The sequence below is a fragment of the Streptomyces sp. NPDC059456 genome, assembly GCF_042750055.1.
Taxonomy (GTDB): domain Bacteria; phylum Actinomycetota; class Actinomycetes; order Streptomycetales; family Streptomycetaceae; genus Streptomyces.
The window spans coordinates 13,441-31,747 of the sequence record NZ_JBHYVA010000015.1; the positions used below are offsets into that span (position 1 = coordinate 13,441).

Genomic DNA, 18,307 nt, shown 5'->3' on the forward strand with positions numbered 1-18,307 from the left:
AACCCCCCCCGACCCCCCGGCCTGGTGGGGCGCCCGTTTCCCCTGTTGACCAAACCGGCCACCCGCACGGCAACGGTCAGCCGGAGCCGGCGTCTCAGTTGGCAGTCACTGCCTTCCTGCCGGTGTGATGCAGTGCTGCGGCAGCGGCAACGCCCACTCCGGCGATCGTGCAGGTCGTCTTCGCCAGGTCTGAGTCGCCCTGGATGACGGACACGACGGCGACGACGACTCCGAGCACTGCGAGGATCACTGATGTGGCCAACGCGAAGAGCCGGACAGTATCGGCCACTCGGGCCCGCCGCAGGTTACGGTTCGTGCACTCATCGCACGGTGGTGTGGTGCTGCTGGCGGGGAACGTTTTACGCTCCAACGGAGCCTCCTTGCTTGCTATCGGGCACTGGGGCGCGCAGAGGGGTTCACCGTGGTCGCCATCTGTCCAGGACATCGGCCGCAGCGGGCCCCTCATGCGCTTCCTGGACCGTAAGGCCGCAACCCGAGCGCGTGGCACTGCGCGGGGAGGTATGTGACGCTCTTGTTATCCCAAGCGACACCGTGGATACGCAACGTGACGATGCGTCTGGTCCGGCCATCGATCCAACCCCATGAGTTCATGCAGGTCAGGCGCTTCTCTCCGCCCGAGTGCCGGCGCCGGCAGCAAAGCCCGCTCAGCCCGATGTGGCCTTCAAACCGGTGACCGCCGCCCGTCCCCGCCCACGTTCCGCCGGATCGCCGGACACCCGGGCAGTCCTGACCTGCCTGAACACCGTGACGGGCCTTCTTCGTCAGCGATGAAGCCGTTGCCATCGTCTACACGATGGTCTACGCCATCGTCCAGCTCATTGAGATGGTCTCGCGGCCGCAGGTGCTTGCCGACCTGCCGGGACGTCCACAGCGCAGCGGAATCCTCCGGCCAACCGCGAAGCCGGAACGCCCGGGAGCCGAGGCGGAGCCGGGGGTGGTCGTGCGAGGAACAGGGCGGAGACGCCAGGGAGGGTGCCCTTGGCGGCGTTGCGCCGGCCGGCTTCTGCCGGTACGTCAGAGCGGACGCTGGGCGCGGCGTTGTTGCTGCCCCGCTCCTGGACGAGCCGGCCAACCAGCCCAGCGGCAGCGAACTCGGCGAGCTGCCGGGGCCGTGTTGAGTGGCCGAACCATGCTGCGGCCGGACAGTGGCCGTCCCCGGTGCCGTCCACGGCGTGGATATGGGCCCGCACCACGCCCTGCAGGGACGATGCCGGAGCCCTCGGGTGCGGCGAGACGGTGATGTGGCATCGAGAGGAGTACGGTGACAGGGGTTCGGCGGACGCGGTGGCGGCACAAGATCCGTTGCCACGTTCGTCTCGCACCCCGTACGCCCTGGCCGGCCATCCCCCCCGGCTGGGCCAGGGCCGACCCCGGCCAGCCTCTCCCCCCCCAGGCTGGTCGGGGTCTCTTCGTACGAGGCCGGCGACTGCGAGATCAGAACCAGGGGGCGCCGCCCCGGACATCCGCGAGCGCCTCAAAGCGCCCAAGGACGCATCGACTTCACCGCGCGCGTCTGCGTTCGCGCCCCCATCACATCGCCACCGAGCCCGACGGCCGCACGGCCGAGGCGCACACAGCCGGAGCACCGTCAACGCGGTCAAGATCGTAAGGTGACGGGCGTGATCAGAAAGAAAATCCTCACGGCGCTCCTCATCGGAGGCCTCCTCATGACGGCCGCGCCGGCCGCCACCGCCGAGGACACGGCGACCTACGTGACCACCGGCCCCGTCTTCAACAAGCCCAGGGGTGCGACGGCCGAGCAGGGCGCGATCCTCAGCGAGCTGGGGCGCCTCGTCAACGGCGCCCAGAGCGGGTCGGACATCCGCATATCGCTGTACCTGTTCGGATCGAGCTGGCTCGCCGATCAGCTCGTGGCGGCCCACAAGCGCAACGTGAACGTCCAGATCCTCGTCGACGACGACAGCATCAGCGACGCCTGGATGGGCGGCTCCGGTGCGGCAGTCAAGAAGAAGCTCGAGGAGGCCTTCAAGGAGGCCGCGCCCGCAGGCCACACGTACGGAACGTCCTGGTTCAAAGTGTGCGCCCCGAACCAGCCCTGCCTGGCCAAGAGCACGGGCGGCGTCAACCACAACAAGTTCTTCCTCTTCTCCCGGACCACCGGCAGCGGTGCGCCCGACAAGGGCAAGCCCGTCGACGACGTCGTGGTGCAGTCCTCGGGCAACCTCACCACCTGGGACCGCGAGTCCGCCTGGAACGACGCCATGATCGTTGCCGACAACGCGCTCCTGCACGCCGGCTACACCCGCTACTTCGACCTGATGGCTGCCTCGCAGGCACGTCCGGACGGTTCCGGGCGGGTCAGCGACCTGGCGATCGACGTGGAGGCGCCGCCGGCCAAGGCCTACTTCTTCCCGCGTTCCTCGACGGACGTCATCGAGAACATCTTGAGCATGGTCGAGACCCCCGTGAAGAACCCCGACGGCACCTCCGCCCCGGTCTGCTACGGGAACACCACCGGTCATGGCACCGCCGACGGCCGTACCGTGATCCGTATCGCCAACGGTCACATCTCCCGGCCGAAGGTGGCGGAGAAGCTCTGGGAGCTGGCCAACGCCGGCTGCTTCGTCGACGTCGTCTACGGCAAGCTCGCCGACTACGAAGCGGAGGGCACGCACCGCGAGACGGCCTACTGGCTCACGAGGTCGACCGCGAAGGGCAAGATCTCCCTCCACCGCCTGGGCAACGACGACCTGAAGGATCCGGCGGCCCCGGAGATCTCCGGAACGGCGAGCCACACCAAGTACCTGCTCATCGACGGCTCGTACAAGGGCGCGAAGGACCAGAAGCTCGTCTTCACGGGCAGCCACACGTACACGGGGATGGCCCTCACCAGCAACGACGAGGCGCTGCTGAAGTACGACAGCCCGGCGGTGCACGACGCCTACGTGACGAACTTCCGCGACCAGCGCGCCGCCGCGATCGCGGAGGCCCAGTACGGGGGAGTCCTGTAGCGGGCACAGGACGCCGCCACCGTCCTGTGCCCGGACGGTCGGCCACGGCCTGCCGGGTGGTTTCCGGGCAGGTTCTCGTACGGGAGCCGGTCCACGCGCCCAGCAGCCGGCTTCCCTAGCGCGGCTGGGGCGGGTTGGGTGGCATCGGGGGGTTCTTGTCCGGGCGTGTGGGGGCCGATGTAGGGCGCCCCTTCGGCGGGGTGGAGCTAGGAGCAGCAGGCGGGCGTCGGTGGAACACGGGCGGCGTCATGGCGGCGAAGCTACCGGCCCCCAGCCGGCCGCCGCCGGGCATCGCAGGGATTGGCCGAGATCCTCCCGGGACGAGGGCCTGTCTCTTGGTCCGCCGCGACCGGCGCCGTCTGTCTGCTTGGCTCCGTGGACCCCTCTCCGGTAGGGCGTGGTTTCTGATCATGGGGAAGGTGAAAGCTGCTCGCGGACCCATGCCGGGTCGGGGTTGGTGTGTGGCTTGCCCGCCACGACGACGGTCGGCACGGTCTCGTTGCCGTCGTTGGCCGCCCTCACCGCTGCGGCCCCTGTCGGGTCGCGCCAGATGTTGACCCAGTGCAGCCGGCGGGCATTGCGGCCGAGCCGGATGCGCAGTCGTATGCAGTAACTGCAGCCAGGCCGCCAGAAGACGACAGGCCGGCCGTCGACCGCGCTGCGGCGTTGTGCCTCCTGCGCACTGATCGACCTCGGGAAGATCAGGGGTGAGTTCACGCCGGCGGGCACCAGGAAGGCCGGCAGGAGCGCTGCGGCCGTGCCGGGACTCCCCTTGAAGACCAGCCCGGTTGCGACGGCTGAGCCGCAGAGCACAAGCAGCATCGGCAGGATCCAAGCGCGCATCATGGTGACGCAGACTACCGATGAGCCGAAGTGCTCGGAGAACTGGCCCACTCACCTGGGTGTTCGCCGGACACCGGGGCGGCCCTGGTCTGACCGTGCGCCCCGACCGAGGACACGCTTTGCTGAACAGCGGGAACGTGGGTGCGCGCCCTGGCCGGCGGCGACGATCTTGCGTGAACGGCGTGGGACGGCCGTGTCGCGGGTCTCCTTGTCGCGGGTCTCCATCTGGTAGGGGCACTTGTGTCGTTCGCCGCAATCGGGGCGGCGCCGGGGGAGACCTTCCAGAGCCGGCAGTGGAGCGCGCCGGACTGGTCCGCCGCGCGGGAGCGCCTCGTCGGGCGCGACCTGCTGGAGCCCCACGCCGCCGCGACAGCGACCGAGTCGGGCCGGGCGCTGCGTACGGAGGCCGAGTGTCGCCTGGACGGGCTCGCCGGGGGTCCGTGCGAGGCGCCGGGCTCTGACGGCCCGGCGAGGCGCCGGGCTCTGACGGCCCGGCGAGGCTCGCGGCCCTGCTCGGTGAGTTCTGGGCTGCGGTGATCGGCTCGGGGCTGCTGTGGGGCCGGGGAGCCGGGGAGGCCGAGGGGGGCGGCGAAGCCGATCCTCAGGGTGGCCGGTTCTGCCGCTGCCGATTTCTCGGGCTGCGGTCAGGTTCTCGGCGAGGTCGTTGAGGGCGTGCCGAGCGGCGGGGAGGAGCTCCCGGCCCGCCGCCGTGGGACTGATGCGCCCGGGCTCTCGGCTGAACAGCGCGTGGCCGAGGACGTGGTGGAGCAGGCCGAGCAGGGCCTGCACAACATCGAGGCCGCCTTGGCCGAAGCGACGTGCACCTTCGCTGACGTGGTGCGGGTGCGCTACCTGCTCCCGGACCGGGACGACTTCGAGCGTTGCTGGCGGTGCTGCTTCGCACCTTCGGTGAGGTCCGGCCGGCTGCCACGACGCTCGTGTGCGGGCTCGCCGACCTCCGCATGAAGACCGCGATCGAGGTGTACGCCCGGCGGATCACCGTGTAACCGTCGGAGCCGGACACCGTTCGGGGCGGAGGCGAGTGGGCCCCAGGCCCCAGGGGGCGCCTGCCCAGAGCGCGAAGCCGGCAGAGCCCGACGGCGGGGCAAGCGGCCGGCGAGGGCTGACGGAGCCGCAGTCCAAGGCAATTCGTTCTCCCGTAGGGTGGCGTGCCGAGCCTGACAGGGAGATCCATCGTGACCAGCAGTTCTCACCAGACAGCCCCATCGACGATGGAGGCGCGCAACAAGCCGGCCCGGGTCAGTATGTGGTCGGCCGCCATGGGCGTCGGCCTGATCGTGGCCATCTTCGCGACGCCGATGTTCTGGCTGATGTACGGCAGCTACTACACACTTGCCATGTTCGTCTTCGGGCTTGTAGCCATCCCGGCCGGGCATCTTGGCCGCCGCCGCGGCAAGCGCCTGGGCGGCCGCGACCGCGGGCTGGCTCTGCTCGGCATCGTGACGGGGTGGCTACTGGTCTTCTGCAGCCTGCTGCTGGTGTTGGTCTACGCCGGGGCATTGGTTGGGATTGGTTTCCTGACGGACGCCACGAGCTGAGCCGGTATCGGCTGTTGCGTGCGTGCCCAACATCACCCGCCCGGTCTGATCCCCGAGGGCCTGTTCGCACGTCCATTGCTGCACGGCGATGAGCCGGCCCCACCCGTACCGGCCCGAGGCGTCCCACCGGCCGGGGATTCCACCGGTAGTCCCTCAGCTGCCGCTGCTCGATTTCCTGCGCCGTCCACGCGGCGGCCGACCCGCCTTGTTGCCCCTCCGGCGGCTGTAGAGGCGGCGGGCGTCTACGAGCACTGCCCTTGCGGCAAGTTCGGAAGGGAAGGAGGCCGGCCACCACGGCCCTGTCAAAGGCGCTCCTCCATGCCGACTGCCGCCTTCAGGTCCTCGTAGGCCTGCCCGCGCTCGCCGTCCTGTTGCTCCAGCATCGCCCGGGCGATCGCGTCGAGCTTGCGCTGGATGGCGTGCTCGGCCCGCCGCTCGGAGTTCTTCAGCATCGCCAGCAGCAACAGCGTCACCGCCGCCATCGAGTCGCCGACCAGCACCTGCCACTCCGTCGACAGCCCGGCCACGTGCACCGCGATGAACCCGCCCACCAGGCACAGGCACAGCACCGCGAACAGGGGTGAGCTGGTGAAATTCGATGCCAGCTCCGCGAACTCCTCGAACCGACCCCGCCGACCGTCCTGACGCTTGCGCGCCGGATGCTGAAACGTCACGCTCTCACACCCTCGCTCGTCCAGGCACACGCCGACGGCGCATCCCTACTGTCCGTAGCCGGCGGTTGCCGGACCCGCAACCGGGCGCCAACACGCCCCATGACACCCGCGGGGCACTGACCGGTGCAGCACGAGGGCCGAGCAGACCGTCGTGATGCCGGCACAGGTGATCTCGCAGCGCCCGAGCAGCCGAGACGTGAGGTGCTCGGGCCGCAGCGGCTTCCGGAGCAGCAGATCGTCCGCAAGGAAGATCAGGGCGGCCGGGAGGCAGTCCGTCGCGCTGGGGGAGCGAGCGGGGTATCGCCCGACTGCGGGGGCGTGCTTCGGCAGCGAGAGGAATCCCGGCCGCATCCGCACCACCCGCATCTGCGGATTCGCCGGCTGGAAGCCGTCCAGATACCGCTCCAGGTACGGCTTCTCCCGGGTACGGGCCTCCCCGGGCCAGCCGTGCGTGGGCCAGGACTCGTCCACCGGCCGCCCGTCCTCGGGACCGGGCGAGTAGGCCCCGACGGACGAGGCGTGCACCCACGTGTGCACTCCGTTGCGCGCGCAGGCCTCGAAAACGCGCACCGAGCCGAGGACGTTCGTCCGCCACGTCTCCACCGGGTCGTGGGTGGGATGGAACTTCCACGCCAGGTGCACCACGGCGTCGGCGCCCCGGAACAGCGTGTCGAGGTCACTGCCGCCGGGGTCGACGTCCGCGACCTCCCAGCGCACCCCCTCCACCCCGTGACCCGGCAGGCGGCGGGCGGTACCCGTCCCCCGGGACACCGCCGGATCGCGCGCCGGCGCGCGGACCACACCGGTGCCCGCGTTGCCGGTGGCTCCGGTCACCACGACTCTCATCACGCCCACCCCGTCTTCGGCGCACGGCGGCCGGTGCGGTGCGGGTTGGCCACCTGCGGGGAGCCGCCACGCAGGGCGCGGTCCACGGCGGTCAGCCGCAGGGCCTCCAGTGCACCGGCCTGGCGTTCCGCACGTGCCAGCAGCCGGCCCATGGCCTCGGCGTCCAAGCGGGGTTCGGTGCGGGCCAGGGTGTGCAGGGTTCGCCAGAGTTCCTTCTTGCCCTCTACACCGACCCGGATCGCCTCCAGCTCGAGGACGTCGCTCAGGGGCGAACGCGCGAGCAGCCTGCCGTTTCCCTTCAGCCGGGCCGCCTGTGCGGAGGCGACGCCCAGCAGGGCGCGGGCGTAGTGCACGGGAACGCCGAGGGAGGTCATGACCTCGCGCAGGCTGTCGCGGTCTTCGGTGACTTCCTCGGTGAGCCTGGCCAGCCGGGGCCCGGCGTCGGATCCGCGGTGGGCGCGCGCCACCCGCTTGAGCAGGGAGATTCCGGCCCCTGCTCCGGCCAAATGGTCATTGAGGTAGATGCCCAGCAGATGGTGGGGATCCGGGGCGATGCGTTTCATGGTGCTCTCCGATCGGTCGTGGTGCCCAAGCTGTGTGGCGGCCGACGCCGGATGGGCCGAGCCAGGGGCGCGCGGACGACGGTCCGTCCCGCAGCGGTCAGGTGCGGTCGCACGGCTGTCGTTTCCATGCCGATCCGCGGGCCCGCCGGGCGCCTTCCCGTTTACGGGCTCGACACACGCCCGGGGTCCACGAGGGGCGCCGGCACCAGTGGCCGGTCTCATCCCAAGCCGGCGACCAGGAAGCGATCGGCAGCGGCGGCAGACAAGCGCAGGCAGGAGCAGGGAAGGGCAGGCAAGAGCGGGCAGGAAGCTGCGCCGTCCGCATTACGCGAACGTGGGTATCCGATTACCCTTCGTAAGGGAGGTCGAGGGGCGGCAGGTGGGGGGAGTCGGGTGTCGGCCGAGAGCGTTCGCGTCATCCTGGTTGAGTACTACGTCACCGAGCACGGCATCCGCATCTTCGGGATCGTTCCCGAGGCGGACAAACCGGAGATCCTCACCGTCGGGCTGACCCGAGCCGAGTTACGGGCTTCGGCCAAGGCCTTCTACGCCCTCATGCGCGGTAAACGGTTCCGCATGGCCGACCACCTCGCGGGAGAGGCACTGCGGGCGCTGGTACGGCCGATCGAGGAGTGGGCGGCACCCGGCGACGTCGTCTACCTCGTCCCGCACGACGCGCTGCACCGGCTGCCTCTCCATGCCGTTCCCCTCGACGGCGCGCCACTGGCCGACCGGAACCCCGTCGTGCTGACACCCAGCGCGTCGGTGTTGCGGTACTGCTGGTCCCAACGGAAGGCGACGCGTTCGTCGGTGCTCGTCGTGGCCGCCCCTCCCTCCGATCCGCCGATGACGTTCGCACACACTCAAGCAACAGCGGTGAGTCGGCTGTTCGCGGAGCCCGAGGTGCTCGTCGGTGCGCAGGCTTCACGTGCGGGGCTGCTGGAGCGGTTGCGGGCGGGAAACGGGTCGCCCGACGTCCTGCACTTCACCGCCCATGGTGTGTTCGAGCCGGTCGATCCGATGCGTTCCGGTGTCGAACTGGCCGATGGCAGGCTGACGGCCGAGGACGTCCTCGGCCTGTCCTTGGCGGTGGACCTGGTCGTGCTCGGCTCGTGCGAGAGCGGCCTGAGCGACCGGCGTCCCGGCGACGAACTGATCGGGCTCACCCGAGCCCTGCTGTACGCGGGGGCCGCGTCCACGCTGGTGTCGTTGTGGCGGGTCGACGAACTGTCCACCGGCTTGCTGCTGACCCGCTTCTACGAGGAGCTGCGAGCAGGCAACAGCAAGGCCGAGTCACTTCGCCGTGCCCAGACGTGGCTGCGCGGGCTCACCCACGTCGACGGGGGGGGGGCCGCGGCGGCCCCGCGGGGGGGTACAGAAATAGAGGCACCCCGATCGGGTCCACGCTGGGGGAGGGCTCTCCTCTCGAAACGGTGTTCCTCCTGGAGGAGGCCCGGCTGTTCGCCCGGGCCGGTGACGTCGGAACGGCTCTGCGGATCTACGACGAGCTGTGCGCCACCCGTGGCCTGGCGGACGGTCTGCGCGCCGCCGCCCGGGTCCAGGCCGCCCAGGTGCGGCTCGCCCGGCCGGTGCTCGAGCGGCGCTCGGGAACGGAGAGCGCCTTTTCCGATCCGTACCACTGGGCGCCCTTCGTGCTGACGGGAGACTGGTGCTGATGACCTCCGGCCCCACGATGTCCGACCTCATGAGCACGGACTTCGATACCGCGTACACGGAGCCGGACGGTTCCGACTTCCTGATCGGTCCGGGCAGTCCGGGCGGTCCGGGCAGTCCGGGCAGTGGGGACGTCCCGGACCGCAGCAGCCGTCCCGTGGTCCTGCTGGACGGGGCGGGCATCCCGTGCGCATTGACCAGGCCCGACGGCCGGGGGCCCGTCCTCGTGGTCTCCGCCCGATTGGACATCGTCGTACTGCTCACCTCGGCCGACATCCTCGACGTGCTGGACGGGGCGGCCGGGTTGGTGGTGGTGCGGGCGGGAACCGTGGTGGGTGTGGTGCCGGTGGACGCGTTGCGTGAGGAGGCCGTCCGTCTCCTGGAGACGGCAGCAGCCCAGCTGGGGATGGACTCGGACCCGCTGGGACGGCCGACGGACTTTCCTGACCCGGTCCGCATCACGTGCACCGCCTGCGGGGAGGCCAACGAGTTCGAGTACTACGTCCGGGGGAAGACGTACACCTGCCAGAAGGGCGCCCATCGCCTGGTGCCCCTCTCCCGCCGTGGCGGCACGTGATGGGCGTGCTCGACGCGGCCGCCGGGGCCCTCGAACAGCGCACCCTGCGCGCCGTGTTCGTCCCCGTGCTCGGATTCCTCATCGCCCTCGGCGGACTGGTGGTCGCGGGAGTCGGCTGGTCGGCGAGCGTACGGTGGTGGGCGGCCCTGGACGGCTCGGCACGGCTGGCACTCGCGGGCGTGCTGCTGGTGGCGGCCCTCCTGATCAGCCAGCTCGTCACGGCGCAGCGTACGGCGTTGGTCCGTCTGCTGGAGGGCTACTGGCAGAGGCTTCCGCATGGATTCACCGAGAACGGCCGGCGGCGCCAGGCCGCGATCCATCGCGGGCTGCGCATCGACGATCCCCGCTGGCACCTCTACCCCCGCGACGGCCGGCTCCTGCTGCCCACGACGTTCGGCAATGTCATGCGCGGCGCGGAGCAGTACAGCGCCGACCGGTACGCGATCCGGGCGGTCATCGCGTGGCCCCGGCTGTACCCGACGCTCCCCGATGCCTTCCAGCACACTCTTGCCGTAGCACTCGGCGAGCTCGAACTCGCCGTGACCGTGTGCGCCCTGGGGGTGGCGTTCGCGCTGGCGGGCACCGGCATCGCGGCCTGGCTGCTGCCCTGGTACGCCGTGGCCCTGTGCTGGTGGGGCGGATTCCTGGTGGCATGGCTCGCCTACCTCGCTGCCATCGGCGCGGCCGAGGCGTACGGTCGGCTGCTGCGGACGGCCTTCGACGTCTACCGGTGGTCGCTGGTGGAGGCCATGGGTCTGCGCCGTCCCTCCCACCACGAGGACGAACCCGCCTTGTGGCAAGCCCTTGACCGACTGTGGGTCAGAGGCGCAGTGCATTCCGACGAGTCCGCCCTCCTGGACCACGCGGCCCCGGGGTCCGAGCTTCCGCCGCTGCGGCCGCCCCCGCCACAGCCGGACCGCGCGGAGCACCAACACGACTCCCCCCAGGACGATTCCAGGGAGAGCGGAGGCCGCAGTGGCAGGCCGTCAGCGGCCTCCACGAGGCGGTGGCCCCTGGTCATCGTGGTCCTGGGACTGCTGCTCGGCGGCGGCACGGCTGCCGCTCACGCCTGGACGGAGCCGACGATCGCCCAGCGGTCCGTCCTGCCCTACCGACCCCTGACCCCCGCCGATCTGCACGGCGACCACGCCGGCGACATCGTCGGCCGCTACCCGCTGCGCCCCCTGGCCTCCGGGCAGGCCGTCGACACCGACCTGCTCGGCCCCCGGATCGCCGACGGGGCACTCGACGGCAGGACGGTCCTGCCGATCCAGCTCACCGAGGCGCACCTGCTCGCGGACACCGTCCGGCGCGGGGACAAGGTCACCGTCATCGTGTCAGCCGGCACGATCGTCCCCGACGTGCTGGTCCTGGACTTCCGGGGCGACTCCGTGATCGTCGCGGTCGTCCGGGCCCGCGCCGCCGACCTCCTCACCGGGAGCGGACCCCTTCGCGCCCTGCCCGGCTGACCCCGCCTCGGCAAGGAGTGTCCGCACCTCAGCGAAGGTGATGGGCGTGCCCCGACGCAGCGCCACGTACTCGGCCGCGCGCCCGCCGTGGTCGGCCAACGTGTCCCACGCGGCCAGCTGCCGGTCACGGGCGAGGCGCCGGGCCCTCTGCGGCCCGGCTTTGTCGACCGCCACCCGCATGCGCCGCGCCTCGACGCGCAGGCTCCGCTCGGCCACCGCCTCCCTGCCGAGCAGCCACACCAGGTCCACCGCGTCCTCGTCCAGACCGGCCCCCTCCAGACCCTCCATCGTCTCGAAGAGGTGATGCTGCGCCAAAGTCGCCGCGTCCACGGCCTCCGCCCATCTCAGACCCGGCGACCAGCCGCCCTCGTCGTGCGAGGGCGTGACGCCGTACCGGTGCGGAGCCAGGTACGCCTGACCGATGCGGGCCCTGCTGCGCTCGACCTCTTCGGCCGCGTTCTCCACCCGGAGCATCGCGGCCACGACGTCGGTCAGCCCGTCGAGCTCGGGCCGGGGTATCCGCTCTCCGAGCAGATTGACCAGGTCCCGCGACCGGGCCCGCTCCACCAGGTCGAACGCCTTCACCTGATCGGCCGCCCCGTCGACCAGCAGTCCCACCACGTCCTCGTACAACGGTTCCGTGGTCCTCGCGTAGGCGATTCGCGCTTCTGCGCTCAGCACGTTGGTGCGGCCGTCGTCCCTGAGCGCGACGGCCTGCTCCAGACAGGCCAGGGCGCGGCGTGGATCGGTACGGGCGAACACCTCGCCGCTCAGCTCCAGCAGTTCGGCCGCCACGGCCCCCAGCCCCCGCCGGACAAGCTTGTGCGCCGTGCGGTACAGGATTTCCGCGCCGCGTTCCGGGGCGCCGGAACCGAGCTGCGCCACTCCCGCCCGAATCGCTCGTCTGCCGGGAACGTCGAGCATTCCGTTGAGCACACCGCTCACGAACACACGGATCCGCGCATTGCCCGACACCTGCTCCCGGATCATTTCGACGCCCCGGGTGAACACGTCCAGGTCGTCCGGAGGGGCCAGGAAGCGCCCTCCGACCCCGGCCGCAGTGATGGTGACCATGTGGCGCAGTTGCTGAACCTTCTCGGCTCCGGCACTCTCCGGATGGAACGGGACGCGGCTCATCCGGTCCACGAAGGCATCGAGCCGCGGATCCTTGCGCACGTAGAGCAGGCTGCCCACCTCGATCGTCATCCGCGCACGCAGCGCGGGAACGACGCGCGGGCTCAGCAGGGCGTCCTCGAGCGGTTCGAGACCGCCGGGGTCGATGTCGAGGCCGGCGAGCCAGGCGTCTTTGGCGATCTGGACACGGATGTTCGGCAGTCCGGCCCTCCGGCACAGCTCGGCGGCGTCCAGCAGGGCCCGCTGCCCGTCCTCGGGGTAGCCGTGCAACAGGTACGTGTATCCGACCGTGGTCAGGCAGCTGATGCGGCAGGCCCGGTGCTCCAGGCGGACCTCGCGTGCGGCGTCCTTCGCAGGTGTGGTCAGGTTGAGCAGCCGCACCGCTTTGTCGCTCCAGTGGACCGACAACTCCACAGGCCGCACCTTGCCGTCCAGGAAGCCCCTCCAGTGCTCGGGCGGGGGAGGGATGAACGTGCCCTGGGAGATACGCGCGGCGGATTCGTTGAGCACGTTGACGAGAGTGAGATCGGGCCCGGCCGTGCGACCGTGCGTGGCGTCGTAGCGCCACGTCTTGTGCAGCCACTCCTCGTCACCCTGATTCGTGTACCGCATGAACAGCGAAGCGTCGAGCCGGTGCAGCCACACGCAGGGCCGCTTCATGAAAAGGGCCAGGAACAGCAGGTGCAGCGCGACCGCGAGGCCCAGGGTTTGCGCCGAGCCCGTTCCGGGACGGACCGTGAGGGTCAGTGCACCGAGCCATGCCGGGAGCAGCAGGAAGCCGTAGGCCGCGCTGAACACGGTCCGGTGCCGCATCTGCGGGGAACCGACGACCGAGATGAACGCCCGCTCGCAGAACCGGATGCAGACGGTCAGAGCCCCACTGAGTGCCCCGGCCACCAGTAGGTAGACGAGGACGCCGGAGAGCCCTTCCGGGCTTCGCGCCGCGATGACCGCGCCCACCGGGCCCAGCGCCAGCAGAGCCGCACAGATGATCCACGCGGGAGCGGAGACCTGCACCTCCATCCGTCGATAGCGGCTCAGACTGCGTGTGGCCTTGAGGAACTGCTGGTGCATGACGGCGGTCAGCCCCAGGATCACCAGCGACGACAGGGCCGGTTCCTGCGCCCACAGCACCAGGGGCACCGTGAGAGCGCCGTGGGCGAGCCGCTCCACCAGCCGTGGTAGGCGATGTCCCGGTTCGTCCAGCCCGTATCCGGTGAGGGCGAGCACGACTTCACCGGTCCGTCGACTGCTGACCGCTTCGATCAGCGAAAACTGCACGATGCCGAACACCAGCACGAGGGGCAGGAACCACCACAGGACGTCGGTCGGTGGAACCCCCTCCAGCAGCAGCGCCGCGCCACCGCCGATCCCGCAGGCCAGGCTGCCGACCCCACCGACCGCCGCGCCGAACAGCACCAGGAGCGTCAGCGTCAACGGGCCGCCCGCGGTGAGCTCGGCATAGGCGCCGGCCAATCCCCAGCCGGCACAACCCCAGAGAAGGAATCTGGCCAGCCGACGCAGTGGGCTGGTGCGCACGAACCGAACGACCAACGAAAGCCATGATTCGTCACTCATGTGCCCTCACCCGGTAGAAGATGCCGGCGTGGCAGTTCACGCCGGTCGGCGGTCCCGGAGGTACCGGGCGTTTGCCGTGGCGATCACTCAAGATCCTCCCATCCCCACGGCGCTGCCGCTCTCCCGTCCGGTTCGCGCCCGTACCGGAACCGCCCCGCGTTGTCATCCGTGTACACGAGCACCTCGAAGTGCCCTGAAGCGACGAGTCGTTGCGCCATCGTGGCGGCCTCGTCGTGCGCCCCGGCCTTCCGTAGCTCCCGCAACAGTTCGGCCATGGCGTCCGGGTAGCCGAGGGGCGCGTGGGCAGCGATGCGGGATGCCAGTTCGGCGGCCTGTCCGTGTGCTCCGGCCTGATGCAGCGTCCTGAGCAGCACGAAGAGTCCGTCCACCGCGTAGGGGTTGTCGAGGGGCGTGTGGTTGGCGGCGCGGGTGGCCAGTGCGGCGGCCTGTTCGTGTGCCCCGGTCTCGTGCAGCTCTTGGAGCAGGCTGGACACTGTGCGCGGATTGCCGAGGGGCGTCTCGTCGGCGGCGCGGGCTGCAAGGGCGGCGGCCTGCTGGTGTGCACCGCTCTGCCGCAGCTCCCTCAGCAGTCCCACCACCGCATGCGGGTGGTCCAGGCGTGTACAGGCGGCCGGGTCGCGGGCGAGCAGAGCGGTGATCTGCTCGTGCGCTTCGGCCTCCCGCAGCAGCCTCACCAACGCGGCAACGGCGTACGGGTCGTCGAGGGGTGTGTGGGCGAAGTCGATGCGGGACGCGAAGACGGCGGCCTGGTCGTGTGCCCCGGCCTCCCGCAGGATTCTCAGCAACTGGACGGCCGCATGGGGGTTGTCGACGCACGCGTGCGTGGCGGGGTGGCGGGCGAGCAGAGCGGCGATCTGTTCGTGTGCACCGACCTCTCGCAGACTGCGCAGCAGCTCTGCCACCACGGCCGGATCGCTCAGGGGGATGTGGTCGACGACGCAGGACGCCAGGGCGGCCATCTCCTCCTGCGCTCCGGCCTCCCGCAGTTCCCGCAGCAACCCCGTCAGCTCCTGCACCAGCCCCACGAGATGGGATGCGGCGTACGGGTTGTCGAGGGGTGTGTGGCTGGTGGCACGGGCGGCAAGGGCGGCGGCCTGTTCACGGGCGCCGGATTCCCGCAGCTCACGCAGCAGCCCTATCAGCCTGGCCACCGCCCGGGGATTGTCGAGACGGGTGTGGGTGGCCGGGCTGCGGGCGAGCAGAGCGGTGGCCTGCTGATGTGCATGGGCCTCGCGCAGTTCCCGCAGCAGTCCTGCCACCGCGTCCGGATCGTCGAGAGGAACACGGGTGGCGGGGTCGCGGTCGAGCAGGGCGGTGGCCTGGTCGTGTGCGCCGGCCTCCCGCAGTTCCCGTAGCAGTCCTGCTATCGCGTCCGGATCGTCAAGCGGGCTGCAGGCGGCGGCCCGGAAGGCCAGGGCGGCGGCCTGCTCGTGTGCGCCGACCTGCCGCAATTCCCCCACCAGCCCCATCAGCTTGGTCACCGCAACCGGATCGTCGAGGCTGACGGCGGCGGCGGCATGCGAAGCCTCAGTGGCGATCTGTTCATCTGCCCCGGCGCCGCACAAAAGTCCCACCCGTAGCCAGTCCAGGGCGCAAGGATCGTCGAGGGGTGTATGGGCGGCGGCCCGGAAAGCCAGCGCGGCGGCCTGTTCGGGCGCCCCGCCTTCCCGTAGCGCTCGCACAACCTCCCCCACGACATGCGAGTCGTCGAGGGACGTGTGGGCGGCGGCTCGCGAAGCCAGTTCGGCAGCCTGGGCATGCGCGCCGCCCTCGCGCAGTGCCGGTAGCAGCTTGACGAGCCCTGCCACCACGTTCGCGTCGTCGAGGGGAGCATCGTTGACCGCACGGGATGCCAGCGCGACGGCCTGTTCGGGCTCCCCGCACTCCAGCAGCACCTCCACCAACCTGGCCACGATCCAGGAGTCTTCGAGGGGGGTGTGGGTGGCGGCCCGGAAGGCCAGCGCGGCGGCTTGTTCGTGTGCCTCCACATCGCGTAATGCCGTCAGGACCTTGGCCACGACATGCGCATTGTCGAGGGGTGTGCTGTTGACCGCGCTGGACGCCAGCTCGGCGGCCTGCTCGTGTGCCCCGCCCACGTGCAGTGCCCGCAGCAACGCCACCAGCCTGATCGGGTCATCCAGGGGGGTGTGGCTGACGGTACGGGAAACCAGGGCGGCGGCCTGCCCGTGGTCCCCGACCTCGTTCAGTGCCTGCAGTAGTTCGGCCACGACGTTCAGCCGGTCGGGAGGCGTGCGCGCGGCGGCGCGCGAGGCCAGGGCGCCGGCCTGCTCATTCGCTCCTGCCTCCCGCAGCAGCTTCACGAGGGTGGCCACTGCCTCCGGATCGTCGAGGCAGACCTGGGTGGCGGGGTCGCGGTCGAGCAGAGCGGCGGTCTGCTCGCCGGCCCCGGCCCCGCCCAACTCACGTAACAGGACAGCCACTGCGTCCGGATCGTCGAGGGGGAAGAAGGTGGCGGCGCGGGTGGCCAGTTCGGCGGCCTGCTCGTCCGCCCGGACTCCCGCCAGGACCCGCATCATCCTTGTGATCGCGTACGGGTCGGTGACAGGTGAATGGGCGGCCACCCATTGGGCGGGACGAGGGTCGGCGGGCTCCAACTGCCTCAGGTGTCGTACGAGTGAAGCCGCGGCCTCGCCGTCCCGATATGACACGGCGTTCTTGTGGAGTTGTGCTGCGTCGCGGTACAGGCCACGGTCCCAGGCAGCGTCACCGAGGGCGGCGAGGTCGGCGGGATGAGCGTGGCGGGCAGCTGCCATCCAGAAAGCGACCGGTGGGACGGTCTCGGTGCGGCGACGGCGTCCGTACTGGTCAAGGTAGTCGGCCAGCTGGTAATGCCGCCCCTGGCTGTCCCGGTCGCCGTCCGCAGGGCTCGTCTTGGCGGGGCGTTGGTTGGGGGTGGTACCGGATTTGACGGGGATGAGGATGCCGGGGATTCCCTTGCACGGGGTCGTGGCGTAGGCGAGGGCTTCCTCGAGCCAGCAGTCGCCGGTGGCGTTCCATTGGGCCCCGCTGAGGTAGCCGGGGGCGGCTTCGGCCAGCCAGTTCAGCGGGATGCGGGGACCCGCGCCGAGCCGACGCGCGTCCATGGCGGCATCGATCAGTGCCCGCGCGGCCGGCGGCGCGTTCTCGTAGCGATCCATCAACACCGGTACCCCGGCCAGGTACTGGGTGATCTGACCGTCCTCGGCGCGACGGGCTGCCTCCAGAACCCGGGGATCCACGGCGCCGGCGCCGGTGAGGACGATCACTTCGTCCGAGGTGAAGGCCTCCGGAACCTTGATGTTGTGGCTCTCCAGAAGGGCACGGGCCTGACTGTGCTCGTCGTCCGGACCGGACCGGTTGGTCAGGGTGTTCCAGTGGTCCGGCCAGAGCGTGGCGAGGACCAGCACGGGGCCGCGCGAAGAATCGCCCGTGAGACTGCACAGCTGCGCAGCGATCTGTTCACCCTGCGTAGGCGCTGAAAGGTAGATCTGAGCCTCGTTCAGCCATATCACGGTGCGTGGGGCGATGTCCTCGAACATGTCCGAGGTGACGCCCTGTCGCGTCCGGGTGAAGGGGTGCCACAGCCGCCACCCTTCCGGGAGAGTCCGCGCCGCCTCCCACAGCGCGCGGGTCTTCCCGGTGGAGGATCCCCCGACCAGGACCGCAATGCGGCTGCTTCCGGCCTTGGCTGCGGCCACCACCTCGGCCAGCTGATCATCGTGTGCGCGCCGCGCATAGCCCGGCAAAGCCCCGAGCGCCCCGGCGTCCGCGCTCTCGAAGGCCGTGTGGACGTGCAGATCATGCAGAACGAGCCGGTCGTCGTTGGCGAAGTCGGTGATCGGACGGCCCACCCTGGTGGCCATCCGGGCTCGGACCCACCGTTCGAGCACCCGCCGTGCCAAGTCGTCCCCGTCCCAGCGGGCGTACCGGGCCAGCACGCGCGCGACGGATACGACGTCCGCCTGGTTGGGCGGCAGCCCCGGGTCGCTGATGATGCGGCGGACGGTGTCCCTGCGCGGAGCCCCCGCCAGGCCGTCATCCCCGGCGATGGCGGCGGTCATCGCATCCAGACTGGGGCTGCCCGCCTCCGTGTACGCCGTGTACAGAAGATCTTTCAACTCTCGCAGGGCGGGCGGCCATCCCACCCGCGCCCGCGCAAGCTTCTTGGGACTCCGCGCACCCGCCTTCGAGTCGGGCCGCTCATCCCCCGTGTCGCCGTTCATCGCAGGGTCATCCCCAGTCGTCCACTCGGGCATGCCGTGAACAGCCATGTTTTGCACGCGCTTTGACGCCATGTCGCAACTTGGAGTCCCGCTCCGGCAGGGGCCCAGTGTGGACAGCGAGCCGGCCGGCTCCCCACACGACCGCTCCAGCCC

At 70.6% G+C, this 18,307-nt stretch carries 12 protein-coding genes and 1 pseudogene; 6 read left to right on the forward strand and 7 right to left on the reverse strand.

Annotated elements, in window-relative coordinates:
* Positions 1-94: 94 nt before the first annotated feature.
* Positions 95-289 (reverse strand): hypothetical protein, encoded by a 195-nt coding sequence (locus ACFXA3_RS02995; RefSeq protein WP_385181057.1) that lies wholly within the window; start codon positions 287-289, stop codon positions 95-97.
* Positions 290-1,640: 1,351 nt separating this feature from the next.
* Here ACFXA3_RS02995 and ACFXA3_RS03000 point away from each other — a divergent pair.
* Positions 1,641-2,993, forward strand: a complete 1,353-nt coding sequence (locus tag ACFXA3_RS03000) for a phospholipase D-like domain-containing protein (RefSeq protein ID WP_385181058.1) — start codon at positions 1,641-1,643, stop codon at positions 2,991-2,993.
* A gap of 408 nt (positions 2,994-3,401) precedes the next feature.
* Here ACFXA3_RS03000 and ACFXA3_RS03005 read toward each other — a convergent pair whose 3' ends face one another.
* Positions 3,402-3,839, reverse strand: a complete 438-nt coding sequence (locus tag ACFXA3_RS03005; protein ID WP_385181088.1) for a glutaredoxin domain-containing protein — start codon at positions 3,837-3,839, stop codon at positions 3,402-3,404.
* Between the two features lie 237 nt (positions 3,840-4,076).
* On the opposite strand from ACFXA3_RS03005, the gene ACFXA3_RS03010 reads away from it, so the two are divergent.
* The 3 genes and pseudogenes from ACFXA3_RS03010 (at position 4,077) to ACFXA3_RS03020 (ending at position 5,395) form a co-directional block, all read left to right on the forward strand.
* Positions 4,077-4,373 carry a hypothetical protein gene (locus ACFXA3_RS03010; protein ID WP_385181061.1) on the forward strand — a complete coding sequence of 99 codons (297 nt, stop codon included), beginning with the start codon at positions 4,077-4,079 and terminating at the stop codon, positions 4,371-4,373.
* Positions 4,374-4,586: 213 nt separating this feature from the next.
* Positions 4,587-4,843 (forward strand): annotated as a pseudogene (locus ACFXA3_RS03015) (Rid family hydrolase); the annotation flags it as partial.
* Positions 4,844-5,032: 189 nt separating this feature from the next.
* Positions 5,033-5,395, forward strand: a complete 363-nt coding sequence (locus ACFXA3_RS03020) for a hypothetical protein (protein WP_385181063.1) — start codon at positions 5,033-5,035, stop codon at positions 5,393-5,395.
* Between the two features lie 302 nt (positions 5,396-5,697).
* On the opposite strand, the gene ACFXA3_RS03025 is transcribed toward ACFXA3_RS03020, so the two are convergent.
* From ACFXA3_RS03025 to ACFXA3_RS03035, 3 genes are read right to left on the reverse strand one after another with little or no spacing between them, the layout of a single operon-like run.
* Positions 5,698-6,069 (reverse strand): low affinity iron permease family protein, encoded by a 372-nt coding sequence (locus ACFXA3_RS03025; RefSeq protein WP_385181066.1) that lies wholly within the window; start codon positions 6,067-6,069, stop codon positions 5,698-5,700.
* A 45-nt stretch (positions 6,070-6,114) separates the two neighbouring features.
* Positions 6,115-6,915, reverse strand: coding sequence for an NAD-dependent epimerase/dehydratase family protein (locus ACFXA3_RS03030; RefSeq protein WP_385181069.1), 801 nt, complete (start codon positions 6,913-6,915; stop codon positions 6,115-6,117).
* On the reverse strand, positions 6,915-7,478 hold the full coding sequence (locus ACFXA3_RS03035) for a hypothetical protein (RefSeq protein ID WP_385181072.1): 564 nt from the start codon (positions 7,476-7,478) through the stop codon (positions 6,915-6,917). Before ACFXA3_RS03035 ends, ACFXA3_RS03030 begins: the two co-directional genes overlap by 1 nt.
* Positions 7,479-7,871: 393 nt before the next feature.
* Here ACFXA3_RS03035 and ACFXA3_RS03040 point away from each other — a divergent pair, with 393 nt between their 5' ends.
* Positions 7,872-9,137, forward strand: a complete 1,266-nt coding sequence (locus tag ACFXA3_RS03040; RefSeq protein ID WP_385181074.1) for a CHAT domain-containing protein — start codon at positions 7,872-7,874, stop codon at positions 9,135-9,137.
* Between the two features lie 16 nt (positions 9,138-9,153).
* Positions 9,154-9,729 carry a hypothetical protein gene (locus ACFXA3_RS03045; protein WP_385181076.1) on the forward strand — a complete coding sequence of 192 codons (576 nt, stop codon included), beginning with the start codon at positions 9,154-9,156 and terminating at the stop codon, positions 9,727-9,729.
* Positions 9,730-11,066: 1,337 nt separating this feature from the next.
* Here the strand turns inward: ACFXA3_RS03045 and ACFXA3_RS03050 are convergent.
* Positions 11,067-13,808: a hypothetical protein gene (locus ACFXA3_RS03050; RefSeq protein WP_385181079.1), complete on the reverse strand. Its 2,742-nt coding sequence runs from the start codon at positions 13,806-13,808 to the stop codon at positions 11,067-11,069.
* Between the two features lie 185 nt (positions 13,809-13,993).
* On the reverse strand, positions 13,994-18,226 hold the full coding sequence (locus ACFXA3_RS03055) for a hypothetical protein (RefSeq protein WP_385181082.1): 4,233 nt from the start codon (positions 18,224-18,226) through the stop codon (positions 13,994-13,996).
* Between the last annotated feature and the right edge of the window lie 81 nt (positions 18,227-18,307).

Bases quoted from the DNA above. Each gene is read 5' to 3' on its own strand.
- ACFXA3_RS03005 (WP_385181088.1), bottom strand. From the start codon at position 3,839: ATGATGCGCGCTTGGATCCTGCCGATGCTGCTTGTGCTCTGCGGCTCA.
- ACFXA3_RS03030 (WP_385181069.1), bottom strand. From the start codon at position 6,915: ATGAGAGTCGTGGTGACCGGAGCCACCGGCAACGCGGGCACCGGTGTG.
- ACFXA3_RS03035 (WP_385181072.1), bottom strand. From the start codon at position 7,478: ATGAAACGCATCGCCCCGGATCCCCACCATCTGCTGGGCATCTACCTC.
- ACFXA3_RS03045 (WP_385181076.1), top strand. From the start codon at position 9,154: ATGACCTCCGGCCCCACGATGTCCGACCTCATGAGCACGGACTTCGAT.
- ACFXA3_RS03055 (WP_385181082.1), bottom strand. From the start codon at position 18,226: ATGGCGTCAAAGCGCGTGCAAAACATGGCTGTTCACGGCATGCCCGAG.